This is a genomic window from Ruegeria sp. HKCCA5839 (assembly GCF_013035585.1).
Lineage (GTDB): Bacteria > Pseudomonadota > Alphaproteobacteria > Rhodobacterales > Rhodobacteraceae > Ruegeria.
This window is the reverse complement of sequence record NZ_WQIE01000004.1, coordinates 145,787-161,238: the sequence shown is the minus strand read 5'-3', so window position 1 is coordinate 161,238 and position 15,452 is coordinate 145,787. Positions and strand designations below refer to the sequence as shown.

The window sequence follows — 15,452 nt, the reverse complement described above, 5'->3', positions numbered from 1 at the left end:
AGGAAATAGTTCACACATGTCACATTCAGGCTTGGTGCGATTAGTTTTTACCATTTTGACGATTTTTGCAGCCAATTCCACATGGGCACAGAGCATTGATCCTTTTGAATATGGATGGGAACTGGATGCTGGGTCCTCCGAACTGCAGTTTTTGTCGGTCAAAAAGAACTCGATTGCCGAAAACAGCGGTTTTGCAACCCTATCTGGTGTGATCAGTCCAGAAGGCGCAGCAGAGATCCGTGTGCAGATGGATAGCGTGGACACCAAGATTGACCTGCGCAATGTGCGTATGCGGTTCTTGTTCTTTGAAACCTTCAATTTCCCCGAGGCCGTGATCACGGCACAGCTGCCCCCGGAAAAGCTGATCGATCTGCATCAGACGCGGCACAAGATCATCGACTTGCCGTATCAGCTTTCGTTGCACGGTGTGACCAAGGAAAGCACCGCACAGGTTGCGATCACATTGGTCGACAACGACCGGGTCGCAGTGGCCAACACCACCCCGATCGCGATCGCCTTGACGGATTTCAACCTTGAAGAAGGCCGTGCCAAGCTCGAAGAGGCGGCAGGCGTCGACATTCTGCCCTTTGGGTTCATCAGCTTCGGGTTTGTCTTCGACCGCGCCCAACCCGGCACCCCACCGCAGCTAGAGCTGGTTTCGGCCACGCCCGGAGCTGCCGCGCTTGAGACCAAAGGAGATCTGGATCGCGAAGCTTGCGAAGGTCGGATGGAGATCCTGTCGCGCACCGGCAATATCTATTTCAACTCAGGCAGTGCGCGGTTGTCGGATGCTTCGATCCCGCTGTTGACCAATCTTCATGATATCGTAAGCCGATGCCCAGATCTGACGATCGAAATCGGGGGCCACACAGACAGCGATGGTTCGGACGCCGCCAATCGCGCGCTCAGCGAACGTCGGGCACAAGCGGTCAATACTTATCTGGTCAATCAAGGTATCGCACCGGAACGCCTTGTAACCGTCGGCTATGGCGAGAGCCGCCCGGTTGTCTCGAATGACACGGTTGAAGGCAAACGCCGCAACCGCCGGATCGAGTTTGTACCGATCAACTGACACCCGCGATTAAGTCTCTGGAAATCGCTTAAGAAACTTTAACCTTTTGGTGGGGAAGACCTCATCGAAAGCTCTCATGTTCTTTCCTGAACAAGGTCTGAATACGAGAGGAGTCTGAGATGGCCTTTACCGAACACCGAACCCCGGGACATTTCTTCAGCTGGCTTGTCGGGCCTGTCGAAGAACGCAAAGCACAGCAGGCACTGAAAGCTGAAAAAAGGCGCAAGAGACTAGAGGAAAACCTCAAGGTGGCTCGCGACCTGAGCGCTTCTGGCTATTTCGACGAGCTGCCGCCTGAGGGGTATTATTACCGGCACTACTATTTTTGACCTGGTCTATCGCCGTGCTTAGACGTCAGGTAGCGTGAACTCGATCCTTCGGTTTTGCCACCGGCCGCAGCCACGGAGCAAAGCCTGGCAATAAAGGTAGATTCCGGTAAGGGCGCAAGATTGTAACATGCTCAAATCCGGCGATGGTGACGAATTGAAGCTATTGGATTCTCTACCTCATAACATTTGATTTTGCTAACATATTAAATCTACCAGAAAACCACTTGTTCAGATTGGAGAGCAAAGGTCTGCTTTGCGGACAAAGCGGACTTTCAAACTTGGCCGCAAGAAAGCCTCTGCGTGAAACCGGCTAACGCGCTCAAGTTTGTAATTAGAACCTGACCCTAAACGCCAGGCCAATCAATGGGGCAGTCTCATAGCTTTGACGACTAATTTCTGCCCCGTTCGCATCATCCAGCGTCAGGCGGCCGTCAAATTCAGCGCCTGCAAATACGCTCAATGAAACCCCAGGATTCGGGTTGTACCCAACAGAGAGAACGACAGGGATGCTCTTGTCTTCGCCCACTCCATCCGGGGCAAGGCCATCTCCATTCAACCTGAACCGAATTCTCTCGGATCGCGCACTTAGTGAAATGTCCAAGGCCTCATTTAACTTGTAGCTTAGCGTTAACCCCGGCCCCTGCGTCGCTCCGACTCCAGAACCTGTGTTCAAGTTCCAGCGATCATTTATGTCCCAATCGATCAGCAATGCAGGAAAATAGTCTGCACCGTCCTCGTCAAACTGAGAAAACGCACCAAAGGCCGGACCTATCGTCAGCCTCTCGTTCAGCTGCCAAGCAATACCTGCAAAAACTCCGTAAGTTCTGCCGTCAGATGAGGAAGCCCCGCTTTGATAGTCCCACCTGAGCTGTGGTGACACAAAAATTGTTGCTGTGTCGCTCGCACGAAATCGCATGGGAACACTAACGCGAAAGTCACGGATGTTTTCCCATGGCTGATTGTTCAATTGACTAAAGCTATATTCCAGCTTGCCGAAGCTGGTTGAAAGCCCAATGGAGCTTCCTCCTTCAAGATTGTAAAGTGCGGTCGCACGTAGAAATGCCCGGCTTGCCGAGAACTCACCACCGTCGCTCAGATCCGCGTCCCCTTGAAACGCAGCAATCCCATCAACCTGATACGCCCAACCTAGCCGGGGCTGTGCAGCTAACGGAAACGCTGCAAACCCAAGGGAGATAGTTCCAAAGCAACACGTTAGAACTAGGCTTTTCATCTTACATTTCTCACGTGACGTTGGTTTCCTATTGGGTTGCCATTCATGGACGAGCGGTTCAAGTCCTTTAAAGCCTGCCCAAAGTACAACGCAGCCGCCCAGTTCAAGCGGCGGCTATGTAGGCGTAAGGTTGGCCAGGTGTTAATTGGCCGCAACAGTCTTAGGCATCAAATCGTACGACGCTTTCGCCGTTTCTTCGACAAAGTACTTTTGCGCGTCATCCAGCACGACATCGTGCGCCCGGAACATTCGCATGTCGGTCTTTGGCTTCGAGCCTACGAAACCCACCTCAATAGGCCGTGCCAGGATGTTCGGTTCAGTTCTCAGACAGAATGATCGGGTCAAATCCACCTCTGCGCCATTGTTGCAGGGCCGAGGTGAAATTTGGTCCGGGCACTCCGTCGATTGCGCTGGAGTAATAACCGGCCTGCTGTAGCAGTTTTTGAACTTCCATGATTGTCTCGCGTGACCATTGGTCTGATGCCAATGAGAGCTGATCGAGGATGGCACCATCATCCTCTGCCGCGCCACGTAACAGCATCCGGGCCGCTTCAGATGGATCACGCGGAACCCCGCGGCCTTCATCCAGTAAAATGGCCGCCGCCAGATAGCCCTGATATTCTCCGTCGCGCGCCGCTCGCTGGAAATACCCCAGCGCCTGGTCTGGGCTGCCGGCGATACCGTCCTGAGCCAGTACGCCGAGGTTGAAGGTGGCTTTGGCCGAGCCACCATCTGCCGCTTGCTGCAACAAAGCCACTGCTCGGGTTTCGTCTTTGGGAACGATCTGCCCCTCGAACAAGGTCACGGCCAGGTTGATCATCGCGTCGAAACTGCCGCCTGTCGCAGCGCTTTCGTAGAGTTCCAAGGCACGGCTGGTGTCCTGCCCCACACCGGTGCCGCCTTCGTACAACTGCGCAAGCGAGACCATGGCGCGCAGGTCCCCTTGCTCTGCTGCCTGTCGATACAGCGTAACCGCACGCTCGATATCGCCGGACGCAATGGTTGCCCGGGCCAGAAGGGCCACGTAATGCGGCAGATCGGGCGATTGAGCAGCCGCGGCACTACAGGCCTGGATCGCCGAGATCGCATTTTCCTGCAATCGTGTGAAAGGAACTCCGGGAATGCTGGCGGTTCGGTCCCTTGGATGCGTTGCCAGTCTTTCGCAAATGCCCCCGGGTGTGCTGTCTTCGGGACGCGGAATCGATGCAATCAGCCGCTGTGCTTGTTCCACATGACGTCCGTCAGGATACTGCTCCAGATAGAATTCCAGCAAGGGACGCATCCGGCTGCGTTGTGCGAGTTTCCAGAGCCGTTCAGCCTGCTCATCCGCGTCACCGGTCGAAAACGAGCGGGTTACGATCTCGCCTTGATCGGCTTTGTCCAGAAAGGCCACCACTTCACCCACATGCGCGCCCTGAGGGTAGCGATCGATGTAAAGCTGCATCAAAGTCGGGTCTTGCGCATTGGCCGCGACTTGCCACAGCAGAGTTTCCTCGGATGCAGTTACAGGGCTGTTGTCAAAGCGGAATTGTTGGGTCAGGGACGAATTGTCCCACGGGATCTGGCGCCCGCCGGTGGCCGCCAGCACATCCTTGCGCACCGAGATCAAAAGATCCGAGATATCCTGACCCGGCGTATAGATATGGCTCAGCAAGGCTTCGGTGAAAAAACTGTTCCGTCCGGTCCCGTCATAGGCCACATTGTCGGGCTGTGTGGCATAAGCGAATAGAAAGTCAGCCGCGCTGCCCACGCGGGCAAGCCCATCACCCCCCACATCAAGTCCGGTGCCCTCGAACGGATTGTCGCGGCAGGCATCCAGAAAAACCAGCCGGATCCCATTCGAACGTTCCATGCGGCTGACAAATTCCTCCATCGCGACGGTCTGTTCGGGGATGTCCGCGGGGGTCGAGATCTCGGCATCCACGGGCACAAGATAGTTGCGACCGTCCACCTGAAACCCGTGACCCGCGTAAAACAGAAGGGAGACGTCGGAGTCCGCCGCCGTCGCCCCATAGGATTCCGCAAGCGTCAACATCTCGTCCCGAGTCAGATCCGTGCCCAAAAAGACGTCAAAACCAAGCCCTTCAAACGCGATGGCCAGATCCGAGGCGTCATTGATTGGATTGTCCAGCGAGCCAACCGCCAGGTAATCCGAATTGCCAATCACCAAAGCCACGCGTTTGTCTGCAAGCGCAGCGCAGGCGCTGAACAGCATCAATATCACAGCGGCGAGGCTACGGATCAAAAACACGGTGCTTACTCCGGCAGATCAAAGGCCGATGGCGCGGGTGAGGCTGATTTCAGCCTGGCCTACGGCAGCTACGATTGTTTCTACCTGCTGGTTCTGGATGATGACAAGTTCCGGGTCCGTTGCGCGGATCAATGTGATCGCTTTGCGAATTTCGCGCTGCGCCTGCTGAATCTCGCGCCGCGCCTGTTGCACCGCATCGCGGCGGATTGCTGCGCGCTCTTCTGCGGTGGTGGCCAAAGCCAGACGGCGGTTGGCCGTTTCGCCGGCTTCACGGATGCCCGCGCTGGCGCCTCGGATGATGTCGCCCACGGATTCAAGGCCGGGCGGAAGACCATCGACGATCTCATCCAGATCTTCGGCGTAGTCATCCATGGCTTCGGCCAGGCATGACAGGTATTCGCTGACATTTTCTCCGCTGCTGGCGCAAGAGGAAACATCGCTGTCGAAATCCTGCGACGCATTCTCGACCGTGCCCAAAGCCGCTTCTGCCTCGGCTACGGTTGTGACGGCTGTGCCACCGCCGCCGCCACCGGTGATCGTCGTGTCAACTGTGGGTGTGATTGTCACTGTGGGTGTCGGGGGCACCGGAATAATCGTTGTTGTGCCACCGATCACTGCGACCCCCGGCAAAGAGGCGACCGCATAGTTCACACCGCCGGAGCTGACCAGGTTCGATGAGCTGAGCGTAAAACTCGTTGTGCCCGGTGAGGTGCTTGCGAAATTTGGCGACTGGAATGCGGATGCGGTGTTCAACGTATCCGAGGCGGGTCCAAACAGGTAGACCGAAGGCCCACCATAGACGGTGCCGGTTGCGGTTGCCGTCGATGTCGCACCGGTTGGGACAACCATCGAATTCGGGATCGCAAAGACCACTGGCGAGGTCGTGTAGTTGGCTGGGTTTGTGCTGCCCGTTCCGGGGGCCCAGTTTGTTCTGAAATTCCACCCTTGGGCGGAAGCGAGGCGATAGAATGTTTGCGTGTTCTGCAGTTGTCGCGTGGTCAGGCTGGTGCCGCCGCCCGCGCTGGACGATTGCCCGGTTGTGTTGCGGTTCCAGAACGATGCGTTAACCGAGCCGGTATTCGCACCAACCAGCCCACCAAGTCGCGGCGAGACATTCGCCCCGGAAAAACTGACGGGCCCGGTGGCGTAGGTGCGCGTTATCGTGCCGCTATTTGATCCGACCAGACCGCCAAAATTGGCTGGTGATGTCGACGGCGCCAGGCTGTTTCCACCTGTCACACTCGACGTGGAATATGAATCCCGTATCAGAGAAAAATTCTCACCAACGAGACCACCCATTACATAGGTTAACGAAGCGCTGCCGGTTACCGACCCTGTGCTATGGGATCGGATAATGCTGCCGGTGTTTCGACCCACCAAGCCACCGGTGATTACCGTGTCCGATTCAATCGGGATCACATCGACGGCGGCTGTGGAAAAGCTATCGATGATCGTGCCGCTGTTTTCGCCGACCAATCCGCCGGACGGGGCATAGCCACCGCTGAACAACGTCCCCGAAGTCATCACGCCCGATACGGTGCCGTCGTTGACGGCGGCCAGTATACCACCTTCACCAACCGAGACGTCGGCATTGGTGATCGACAAATTCCGGACCGTGCCGCTGAGGACGTTGAAAAGCCCAGCGGCGTTGAAGGTGTCGTTTATGAACAATCCGTCGATAGCAAACCGGTTGCCTTCCAGGGTGCCAGAAAAATTCATCGGTTCAAAACCGCGGAACCAGGTCGAGGTGGCAGAGGCGTCGATATTGTTGGCCAGTTCGAAATTGAGGCTGGACAGCTGCGAGCCGCCAATGCCTTGCAGGCCATAGACGTCGGTCAAACTGTACGGATTCGAACCTGATCCGTTGCCACCCGTGACGCGCAGGAAATTGGCTGAGGGGTTGATCGCGAAATCGGACGCCGCAAAGCTGGGCAGATTGGTGCTGATCTGACGCCAGAAGCCTGCCAGCAAAGAAAATGTGCCGACATTGACGTCCCCACCGGCGCCTGTGGTGATCAGACCAAGCCCGTCGACGGCCCCGAGCGCAGTTAAGACCAACCCACCGCTGGGCGCAGTGATGGCACCGTTCAGCGTAATCGCATTGTCCGCGATCAAGATAAGATCGGTGGCGCTTGTCCAATCGATATCCGCGTTGATCGTGATGTTGCCCGCATCCGGACCGGTTCCCGACGTGGTCAACGTCACATCTGCCGAGGCCAGTTGCCCTTCCAGAACAGCTTCCGAAATCGTGCCGGGAACGGTCACATTGATCGGGTCCAGCAGCAACTCGCCAATTCGGCCATTGGGCGCGCGCAAGTCGGCGAAACCGCGATAGATCAGATCGATCTTGCCAGAAACCTCGGCAAACCCGCCATCGCCAGCTTCGGCGCCGCCACGGGCCGAGATGTCGCCATGGAACTTGGTCAGATAGTCGGACCAGACGATGATGCGCCCGCCGTCACCGCGCGTACCGCCATTTGCGACGATCTTTGAATTTGCATCCACCGTGGTTGTATGCGCCGTTTGCAAGGACCCGCCGCCCTGGAAGTCACCGCCAACAAGGATGGTGCCGCCGTCTCCGGCCCCTGCCCCATTGGCTTTTAACGTTGCACCGGCCAGCTTGATCGCCTCGCCAGTGACCGTGATTGTGCCACCATCCGGCGACCGAACCCGGGGCCGGGGCGAGCGGGTCAGTTCCGCTTTGCGCGCCGAGGTGTCGATCTTGCCGCTGATTTGGACGCCGCCACCGCTGCCGCCAAGCACCACTGCGCCGGACACACCACTGACCGAGCGGGCCTCGATCACGCCTGACATATTGATAACCTGACGCGCCGCATTGCGCGCGCTGGCGGCTTTCAGGTGCACAACACCTCCATCCGCTTCGATCCGCCCGGAATTGGTGACCAGATCCTCCATTGTCGTGTCAGAGGGTACGGCAACCTGAAGAAAGCCATCGCCCGACACATCCAATGTTACTTTTTCTCCGGCCCCAAGCCCGACTTTGCCCAAGGGAACCTGGATCAACCCCGAATTGGTCACCTTGCCACCGATCAGTGCGGCATAGCCCCCGGGTACGATGGATATCGTCCCGGCATTCTCAACAGCGGCTGACGCGCCGTCGCCAGCGTAGCGATATCTGCCGTTCAGAAAATCATCATCCGAGATATCCAGTGTCGAGGCCACAAATCCCGCTGCGTTAACATGGCCATTTGGCCCGATGACGATACCGTTGGGATTGACCAGATGAACCTTGCCATTTGCGTTCATCTGACCGTGGATTTGGCTGGTTGTGTCGCCGGTCACGCGATTCAGGATCACACTGTTCTTGCCCGGCTGCTGGATGTTGACCGTCGATCCCGACCCGATCGAGAACCCGCTCCAGTTTACAATCGCAGCGTTCGAACCCTGGTTGATGTTCAACGTGTTCGCGTTGGGTTGCTTGATCTTGACCTGGCCCGCTGCAACGGTTCCGCCATTGGGCAAGGATTGCGCCACCGCCGTTGTGGTCCACAACAGCGCCGAGGCGGACAAAATCGCCGCGCAGTACCACAGGGTGGCTCGCTTAGAACCTGCGGCTTGCAACGATGGTGAACCTGTTTCCATCTTGTCCAAGGTCATCGCGTTCGCCCCTTCCATATTCCACTCGTACCGATCCGGATCGATAGGCCGAGTCTTCAATCGTAAACAAATCAAGCCCGATCCCATAGGAATAGGCAGTGGTTGTGCTTTGCTCAAATACTGTGGGTTGTTGCAGGCCAAGTTCTCCGTATGCGCCGAAAGCATAGGGTTTCAGCAACAGAGGAACCCCAGCAAGCGTGACTTGCTGCGACCGCCCAACCTCGGTCCGAACAACCCAGCCATCATCCCCGCGCAACTCGCCGGCATCAAAGGTCGACAATTCGCTAGAGCTGGCGATATTGAATTGCTCGGAGGTCACCAGCGGGTCTCCAAAGCTTGTTTGAACGCGACCACTCATGCTAAGCGACCACAGCGCGCTGAGCGGGCGCTGATATTGCGCCGACAGAACCAGCTTGGTGAACTCTGCGCTGGCCCCTTGCCGGGACAAGGGTGTGTCGCCCGGCCCCGCAGTCGAACTGGCACCAAATGCGTCCAATCCACGTGACAAGATCGCGCTACCCCTCAGAAACGATCCGTTTTCATAGTTCACCGACGCGTCAGCCGTCGCCCGTAGAACACTTAGATCGTCGTCATAGATCGGCAGCTTGAGTGATCCTGCCAAAATGTCCTGCGAGTCGCTGATCCGATCCAGAATAAGTTGTGATGACAGGTTCAGTTTCCGCGACCTGATCCAGGGATAATACAACCTGAACGAAAAGCGGTCGAAACGGCTTTCATTAGGCAGGAAACTGGAATCGGGTTGCGCTGTACTTGTGGTGAATTCAGCGTTAAGGGTCAGACCGTCGTAACCGACCGGAAGCACAGCCCCCGCCGCAAGAATCCGGTATTGGGGATCACTTGAGAAATAGCGTGGCGCTGCACCGCCTGCGTTGAAATAGAATGTCTCACCCAGATCAAACGCACCGTTGACCTCAAGCCCGAGCGACAGGTTTACAGGGCCAAGTTCATCCGACAGCGTGTTGTCAAAGCCATAAGATCCGGTGAACTGCTTGAATTGACCATCCAGTGTCAAAACCGTTGCACCCGAAGCATCACCGGCTGACAGTGTTGAAGCCAGGCGCAGTCCAAACGTATCGCCCGCAAGCAACAGGGCGCGTTCAATCTGTTGCAGTGTCACTCCGCGCTTGCCGATCAGAGGCTGCGTGATCGCAACAACCCGTTCGCGCGCCTGATCGGGTACCTTTGCGGCAACAATCCGTTCGATGAAGCCATCGATCACGACGATCCGCAGGGTTCCGCCGTCTCGCAGCGTCTGCTGCGGAAGGACCACGCGGCTTAGAACGTACCCCGCATTGGTGTAGGCGGTTTCAAGCCGATTGGTCGCCGCAAAGATCTCGGATACGGCAACGCGCTTGCCGGTCAGCCGTTCGGCAAAAGCGGCGTTGGCCTCGGCCATCTGTGGCAAAGCGCCTTGGATATCGACACCACCGACGGTGACAAACAATCGATCTGCACCCTCGGGAATCGGAGCGCCAGGATCGCGCGCGACAGTAACTGGCCCGGTACTGCGTTGATTTTGCGGTTGAAATGTCGAAGGTGCCAGGTTGGATGCACTTTGCGCCTGCGCGGGCCCGCTGGTGACCAGAGACAAAGCCGCAATCATCGAAGCGACCGAAGCGAACTTGTTGATAGGCGTCATGGGACGAGGCGGCCTTTGGCGTTTGGTCTGGTTTGGCTTGGGAGCATTGCGGCACCGATCAGAACGCAGCCCAATACCCAAAGCAAGATCGGTTCGAGCATTACTGCCTGCTTGTTGAATTTACCCCACATAAGGAAACCTCTTCGCGGGTTTTATGTGATCGGTCTGTGTTCCAGATCACAAAGGCGGGGCTCCTGGTGCAAAAAACTCAAAAAAGACCCTGCTCAAGCCATTCTTCGATCTTGTCGCGGCTCACTTCGAAATGCATCGAATCCTCGCGTCCCCAGGCCGCCCCCCATACCCATCCTTCATCGCGGAAGAAGTCTGCCAAGATTGTTAGGCCAAGCTGTGTTTTTCCGTCGCCAAGGGTATCGAGCACACCGTCAATATTGAGATCGACCGCAAGACCATAGGCATGCGCAGAGGCCGATTCAGTCGCCCCTCGGATGCGGCGCACACATAGTGAGCCGGCCGTATTGATCCGGGCATAGAGATCGGGGTCTGTGCGTTCGATGTTCTCGAAAACCGTTCTCAGGGATTCGATTGCCGGTTTCAGCATCCGCACCCGAACCGGCCCAACATCCTCCAACACCAGGTTATCCTGCAGACGAGGGTTGGTCATCGACTGACATTCATCCGTCAATTCCTCGCGCGGCAGGCCAAATGTTTCGCGAAGAAATGCCGCGCCAGCCAGTTCAAGATCTTCGTTCACCTTTTTGCGGTCTGCAATCAGCACAACCTGAGCGTATGCGTCTATGATTTCATTCGGTGTCGAACTGTCGAACCCAAAATCATCCGCAGCATCAAGGTTTTGCTGCTGTAAATACGTCCCACCGCTCTGGCCGCTGGACATCTGCTGAGTCAGGCGTTCGACCTGATTGCGCAAATCCTCTACCTGTTGGCTCAGCATCTCGATTTCGATCCGCGCGCCCGAGTCGATTGCGGGCCCCTCGAAGTTTTCCTCGAAAGGCATGACCAGAGGAACGACATACCAGAGAATCGGGGCAAGAATAATTGCCACGGCCAAGATGATCGCGGGCACGATGCGCATTGCGTGGGTTTTCCTGTTTTCTGCTGCCTTCTAGGTTGAACTTAAAATGCGCCCGCCAAGTTGTCACCCAATTGCCCTAAAATTGTCTTTCGACTGTGTGACATTCTTCATTGTCGGGTGTTGGGCGCACCGGTAATCTCTGGCTCAAATTGAGAAGGAATTGGACAAATGATTGCACTTTCATCCCTGAAATATATCGGCGCTTCGGTGTTTGCTATCGTATGCGCGACCAATATCGCTTTGGCCCAATCTGACGAGCTGACCACCGACGAGATCACGGACGCTTTTAACAAGCAAAAAACGCGTGGGCTGGTTCTGGTGCCCTCCACCGCGACAGATGAGACGGCCAATGTCGTGACTGAAACCACTGTCGCCACAGCGCCCACTGGATATCAACCCGTAGCAGCCGAAGATCAGGTGAACATTCAGGTTCGCTTTGATTTCGCCTCAGCTGCGCTGCGCGAAGATGAAAAGCCGAAACTGTCGTCCCTGTGCCAGGCCATGAAGAATGTGGACGTGAACGTCTTTCAGATCATCGGCCACACCGACAGCGCCGGTTCGGCGGAATACAACCAGAACCTGTCTTTGCTGCGCGCCAAGGAAGTTAAGCGCTTTCTGGTCAGCGATTGCGGCATCGCAGAAGAGCGGCTGGAGGTTTTGGGCCTCGGCGAGGCCGAACCTCTGAACAAAGCTGATCCACGTGCTGACGAAAATCGCCGCGTTGAATTCCAGGCCCTTGGCTGATTTATAATCTGCTAAACACCTAAAAAACTGAGGGCAGCATGACTGAATCCCGCGCAGGCGACCTGTTTCAGCCGGGCGATCTGGTGAACAATACTTATCGGATCGAGGCCATTCTTGGGCGGGGCGGTACATCTGACGTCTATCGGGCCCGCTCTGAGATTTCAGGGCGGCTCGCAGCGCTGAAAGTTCTGAAGGCCGAATTTTCAAGCAATGACGACTACCTCGTTCTGCTGACCCGCGAAGAGGAAATTCGCGATATCCGCCATGATGCGGTTGTCCGGTATTCCGAGAACAACCGCACCGCAGATGGGCATGTCTATCTGGTGATGGACTATGTGGATGGCCCGGGTCTGGATCAGAAATTGCGCCAAGGTCCGATGTCTGCGGCGGACATACTGACCGTTTGCAAACGTGTTTGCGAAGGGCTCGAGGCCGCCCACGCGCGTAAGATTGTCCACCGCGACCTGAGCCCTGACAACATCATTTTGCGTGATGGGGATCCGGCGCAGGCGGTGATCATTGATTTCGGAATTGCAAAAGACACGAATCCGGGTGCGGAAACCATCGTCGGTGGAGAATTTGCGGGTAAATACGCCTATGCAGCCCCCGAACAACTTTCGGGCAAAACGGATCAACGCACGGACATCTATTCTCTGGGCGCTCTGCTGCTGGCCAACTTTCGTGGGCAAAAGGCCGACGCCGGGCGCAACCTTTTGGAAGTTGTCGAGAACAAGAAACAGCCGCTGGACACGAGCGGTGTACCGGAACCTTTGAAGGCTATCATCGACAAGATGACGGCGCCCAATCCCGATGAGAGGTACCAAACCGCCAGCGACGTGCTGCGCACTTTGGCGTCTGCGCGGTCAGGCGCCTCTGTCGAAGCCGAGAGCGAAGACGACGCGACAATTATCGTTCCCAAAAGCCAGTCCGCGCCAGCGCCGGAATCGGTGAAGGCCCCGTCCGAACCCGCCCCGACCCCGCGCAACACGAGCTCAAAGCCTGCGAAGGCCGGTCAAACCAAGAAGTCGCGCGGGGGACTGGTTGCAGTTGTTGGCGTTCTGGCCGTCGCAGGTATTGGTGCTGGTGGTTACTTCGGCGGTGCATTTGACGGCTTTCTGGCCCCGTCCTATCCCGTCGCGGCACCCTATACGCTTGTGGCAGATAAGCGCGCCGACCTGCCGCCGCGCGTAGTGGGCTTTGTTCCTTCCGAAGATGTTCGTGATGCCTTGACCAGCGACATGACCGCCGAAGGTGGCGAAGTCGATCTGACCCTGGCTTCGGGCGACATTTCCGAGAATTGGGGCAGCGCTGTCACTGAAATCGTCGACTCGGTCATGGAAATGGACGAATGGCGACTGGTGGTGAACGGGAATGAGGCGAGGCTGACCGGCCAAACCACCAACGAAACCCTGCATGGCGCATTGGAGCAGCTTTACTCGGCTGGCCTTCCTGCTGGGCTCGAAGGCTCTGTCGAGCTGGAGCTTGAGCCCTTGTTCCTACCCGCCGCCGATATTCGCCCGGTCTTGAATGGGCTGGCCGATTGCGGGCCGCTTGAGCTGGTCGATGCCCCGGCCACAGGTTACGGCCCCGAGACAGCGATCAGAGTCAGCGGTACCCTGGCGTCGCAGGACAGTATGATCGGATTGCAAACCGCGTTGAATGCGCTTGCCGGTGGTCGGCCTATTGATTTGGGCCAGGTCAATTTGCTGAACCCAACCCTGTGCTTGATCGAAAATTTCCTTCCAAGCGCTCCGTCGAGCGATATTTCAATCGCATTTTTCAATGGGGAAGAAAACAACAGCCCGAACCCATCCGGGGATTTCGTTGTAGGGCAAAATCCAGTGATTGATGTCGATCTGCCCGGTGACGTGCAGGATGGTTACTTGTCTGTGTCCGTGCTCGATGTGTCTGGCAACGTCTTTCACCTGATCCCGAACGTGACACGTCAGGAAAACAGTATCTCAGCTCTGCGAAATGGTGAAACGGGTCCGATGTCGGTTCGGGTTGCCTATTCGATCCCCGAAAGTCGCGAGAACGGTGGCATCGCGTTTCAAGTCGATGACAGTGCGTTGGGCAAAAGCAAAGTGATTGTCCTGCACACCGACAACCAGCTGTTCGACACGCTCCGGCCCACAACCGAATCCGCTGCGGGTTATGCCGAAGCGCTTCGGGAACAGGATCGGAACGTCGACACGCAGATCCTGTCCTTGGATAGCCGCATCCTGACAACTCTGGAACAATAGGAACGGGTGCGCTGATATCATGCCCTGCTTTTGCAAATCCAACGCGACCACCCTGCCCAACCTGAGGCCAACGGCGAACCTGTCGGTGCGCGCAGTGCCGCCACAGATGATGAAGCTTTTGTCGTTGCTGGGTCTGCAGGGCAATGCCAGCAGTCAGGCGCGCGCGGATCTGAAACTGAACGCGATGCTGCCTGATATGACGCCTGACATGTATATGCGGGCGACCATGAATGCCAAGGCCCCCAATGTCGCTCTGCCAGCTATCTTGCCAACTGACGGTGGTGGTGCGATCTCAATGATGATGAAACTGGTCGCCGCCGGTTTCCCGCTGACCAACACGCGCGCCTTGCTGGCAGAGATACAGCAAGCGGTGATGAGCCTTGCGGCAAATGTCCTGCCCGCCGCGCAGAACATGCCCAAGATACCGGGGCCTCAGCTGCAAAACATGACCTTGGCAGCCAATATGACACTGGCGTTGCGTGCGCGTGGGATCTGTCCGATGGCGCTTGCAGGGCTCGATTATTCCTATGAGGCGGCCATGGAAGTTGGTGAGGCTGGATCGCGAGGCACCTGTTCTGCGGCTCTGAACTTCGCGGCCTCCCTGCCTCGTATCACGCTCCCGCCCTTTGCCTTGCCGCGCCCCAAACTTGATCTGTCGAGACAGCTTGCCTTGCTGGCCCCGGCGGCAGCGGCACCGGCGAGCATGGGTCTGCCTCCGGTTTCGGATCCGAACATGATGCGGGCGCTGTTGGGGCAGTTGGCGGCGCTTTCGGCGATACCGGTCCCGAATTTGCCGATCTCATTGGATGAGCTGATGGCCATGGCCGATCAGCTAAAGGATCTGACAACGATTCAAGAGGCCTTTGGCCCCGACGCGCTGACGCCCAGCGGTATTGCCCGGGTTAACGCGATGCTCAGATACATGGCGCGGTTGCATGTCCCTGTCCCGCTGGAAGCTCAGGCGCTGCAATTGCAACTGGATGCGCTGCCCAAGCTAGAAGACGTCACACAAGGGGCACAGACCGCACAAAGCGGTGCGATGAACCTCGCAGCTTCACTGCGTGTTCAACCCCCAGCGGTGCCGATCCTTCCGATCCTCCAGGCGCTGGCGAAAATGGCCAAATCCCTGCCGGGACTGCCACTTGGGCCTTGCGACGCCTGCACCACAGATATTGGATCAGTGCGCGACAGCCTGAGCAGCATGAAACTGCCGCCAGCCCCAGCCATCCCGCCGTTGCCGCAGATGTTCTAGG

10 protein-coding genes are annotated in these 15,452 nt (G+C 57.1%); 5 read left to right on the top strand and 5 right to left on the bottom strand.

The features are described 5' to 3' along the window. The first annotated feature begins 16 nt into the window (after positions 1 to 16). The gene (locus GOV38_RS13180) at positions 17 to 1,072 is read left to right on the top strand and encodes an OmpA family protein (protein WP_171208234.1); all 1,056 of its coding nucleotides are present in this window, start codon (positions 17 to 19) and stop codon (positions 1,070 to 1,072) included. 119 nt (positions 1,073 to 1,191) lie between these two features. Further along, complete coding sequence (locus GOV38_RS13175) at positions 1,192 to 1,401, top strand: hypothetical protein (protein WP_171208233.1); 210 nt, start codon at positions 1,192 to 1,194, stop codon at positions 1,399 to 1,401. A gap of 331 nt (positions 1,402 to 1,732) precedes the next feature. On the opposite strand, the gene GOV38_RS13170 is transcribed toward GOV38_RS13175, so the two are convergent. From GOV38_RS13170 to GOV38_RS13150, 5 genes are all read right to left on the bottom strand, one after another. After that, on the bottom strand, positions 1,733 to 2,632 hold the full coding sequence (locus tag GOV38_RS13170) for a hypothetical protein (protein WP_254430472.1): 900 nt from the start codon (positions 2,630 to 2,632) through the stop codon (positions 1,733 to 1,735). Positions 2,633 to 2,948: 316 nt separating this feature from the next. Next, the gene (locus GOV38_RS13165; protein WP_171208232.1) at positions 2,949 to 4,883 is read right to left on the bottom strand and encodes a caspase family protein; all 1,935 of its coding nucleotides are present in this window, start codon (positions 4,881 to 4,883) and stop codon (positions 2,949 to 2,951) included. An 18-nt stretch (positions 4,884 to 4,901) separates the two neighbouring features. Then, entirely contained in the window at positions 4,902 to 8,519 is a 3,618-nt protein-coding gene (locus GOV38_RS13160; RefSeq protein ID WP_171208231.1) for a filamentous hemagglutinin N-terminal domain-containing protein, read from the bottom strand. Beyond that, entirely contained in the window at positions 8,446 to 10,161 is a 1,716-nt protein-coding gene (locus GOV38_RS13155) for a ShlB/FhaC/HecB family hemolysin secretion/activation protein (protein WP_254430471.1), read from the bottom strand. The genes GOV38_RS13160 and GOV38_RS13155 overlap by 74 nt, the downstream gene beginning before the upstream one ends. 208 nt (positions 10,162 to 10,369) lie before the next feature. Then, positions 10,370 to 11,212, bottom strand: a complete 843-nt coding sequence (locus tag GOV38_RS13150; protein WP_171208230.1) for a M15 family metallopeptidase — start codon at positions 11,210 to 11,212, stop codon at positions 10,370 to 10,372. A gap of 168 nt (positions 11,213 to 11,380) precedes the next feature. On the opposite strand from GOV38_RS13150, the gene GOV38_RS13145 reads away from it, so the two are divergent. From GOV38_RS13145 to GOV38_RS13135, 3 genes are read left to right on the top strand one after another with little or no spacing between them, the layout of a single operon-like run. Next, complete coding sequence (locus GOV38_RS13145; RefSeq protein WP_171208229.1) at positions 11,381 to 11,956, top strand: OmpA family protein; 576 nt, start codon at positions 11,381 to 11,383, stop codon at positions 11,954 to 11,956. Between the two features lie 38 nt (positions 11,957 to 11,994). Further along, on the top strand, positions 11,995 to 14,199 hold the full coding sequence (locus tag GOV38_RS13140; RefSeq protein ID WP_171208228.1) for a serine/threonine protein kinase: 2,205 nt from the start codon (positions 11,995 to 11,997) through the stop codon (positions 14,197 to 14,199). Between the two features lie 19 nt (positions 14,200 to 14,218). After that, the gene (locus GOV38_RS13135) at positions 14,219 to 15,451 is read left to right on the top strand and encodes a hypothetical protein (RefSeq protein WP_171208227.1); all 1,233 of its coding nucleotides are present in this window, start codon (positions 14,219 to 14,221) and stop codon (positions 15,449 to 15,451) included. Position 15,452 lies beyond the last annotated feature (1 nt).

Bases quoted from the DNA above. Each gene is read 5' to 3' on its own strand.
- GOV38_RS13175 (WP_171208233.1), top strand. From the start codon at position 1,192: ATGGCCTTTACCGAACACCGAACCCCGGGACATTTCTTCAGCTGGCTT.
- GOV38_RS13140 (WP_171208228.1), top strand. From the start codon at position 11,995: ATGACTGAATCCCGCGCAGGCGACCTGTTTCAGCCGGGCGATCTGGTG.
- GOV38_RS13150 (WP_171208230.1), bottom strand. From the start codon at position 11,212: ATGCGCATCGTGCCCGCGATCATCTTGGCCGTGGCAATTATTCTTGCC.
- GOV38_RS13155 (WP_254430471.1), bottom strand. From the start codon at position 10,161: ATGACGCCTATCAACAAGTTCGCTTCGGTCGCTTCGATGATTGCGGCT.
- GOV38_RS13135 (WP_171208227.1), top strand. From the start codon at position 14,219: ATGCCCTGCTTTTGCAAATCCAACGCGACCACCCTGCCCAACCTGAGG.
- GOV38_RS13180 (WP_171208234.1), top strand. From the start codon at position 17: ATGTCACATTCAGGCTTGGTGCGATTAGTTTTTACCATTTTGACGATT.
- GOV38_RS13145 (WP_171208229.1), top strand. From the start codon at position 11,381: ATGATTGCACTTTCATCCCTGAAATATATCGGCGCTTCGGTGTTTGCT.
- GOV38_RS13160 (WP_171208231.1), bottom strand. From the start codon at position 8,519: ATGGAAGGGGCGAACGCGATGACCTTGGACAAGATGGAAACAGGTTCA.
- GOV38_RS13170 (WP_254430472.1), bottom strand. From the start codon at position 2,632: ATGAAAAGCCTAGTTCTAACGTGTTGCTTTGGAACTATCTCCCTTGGG.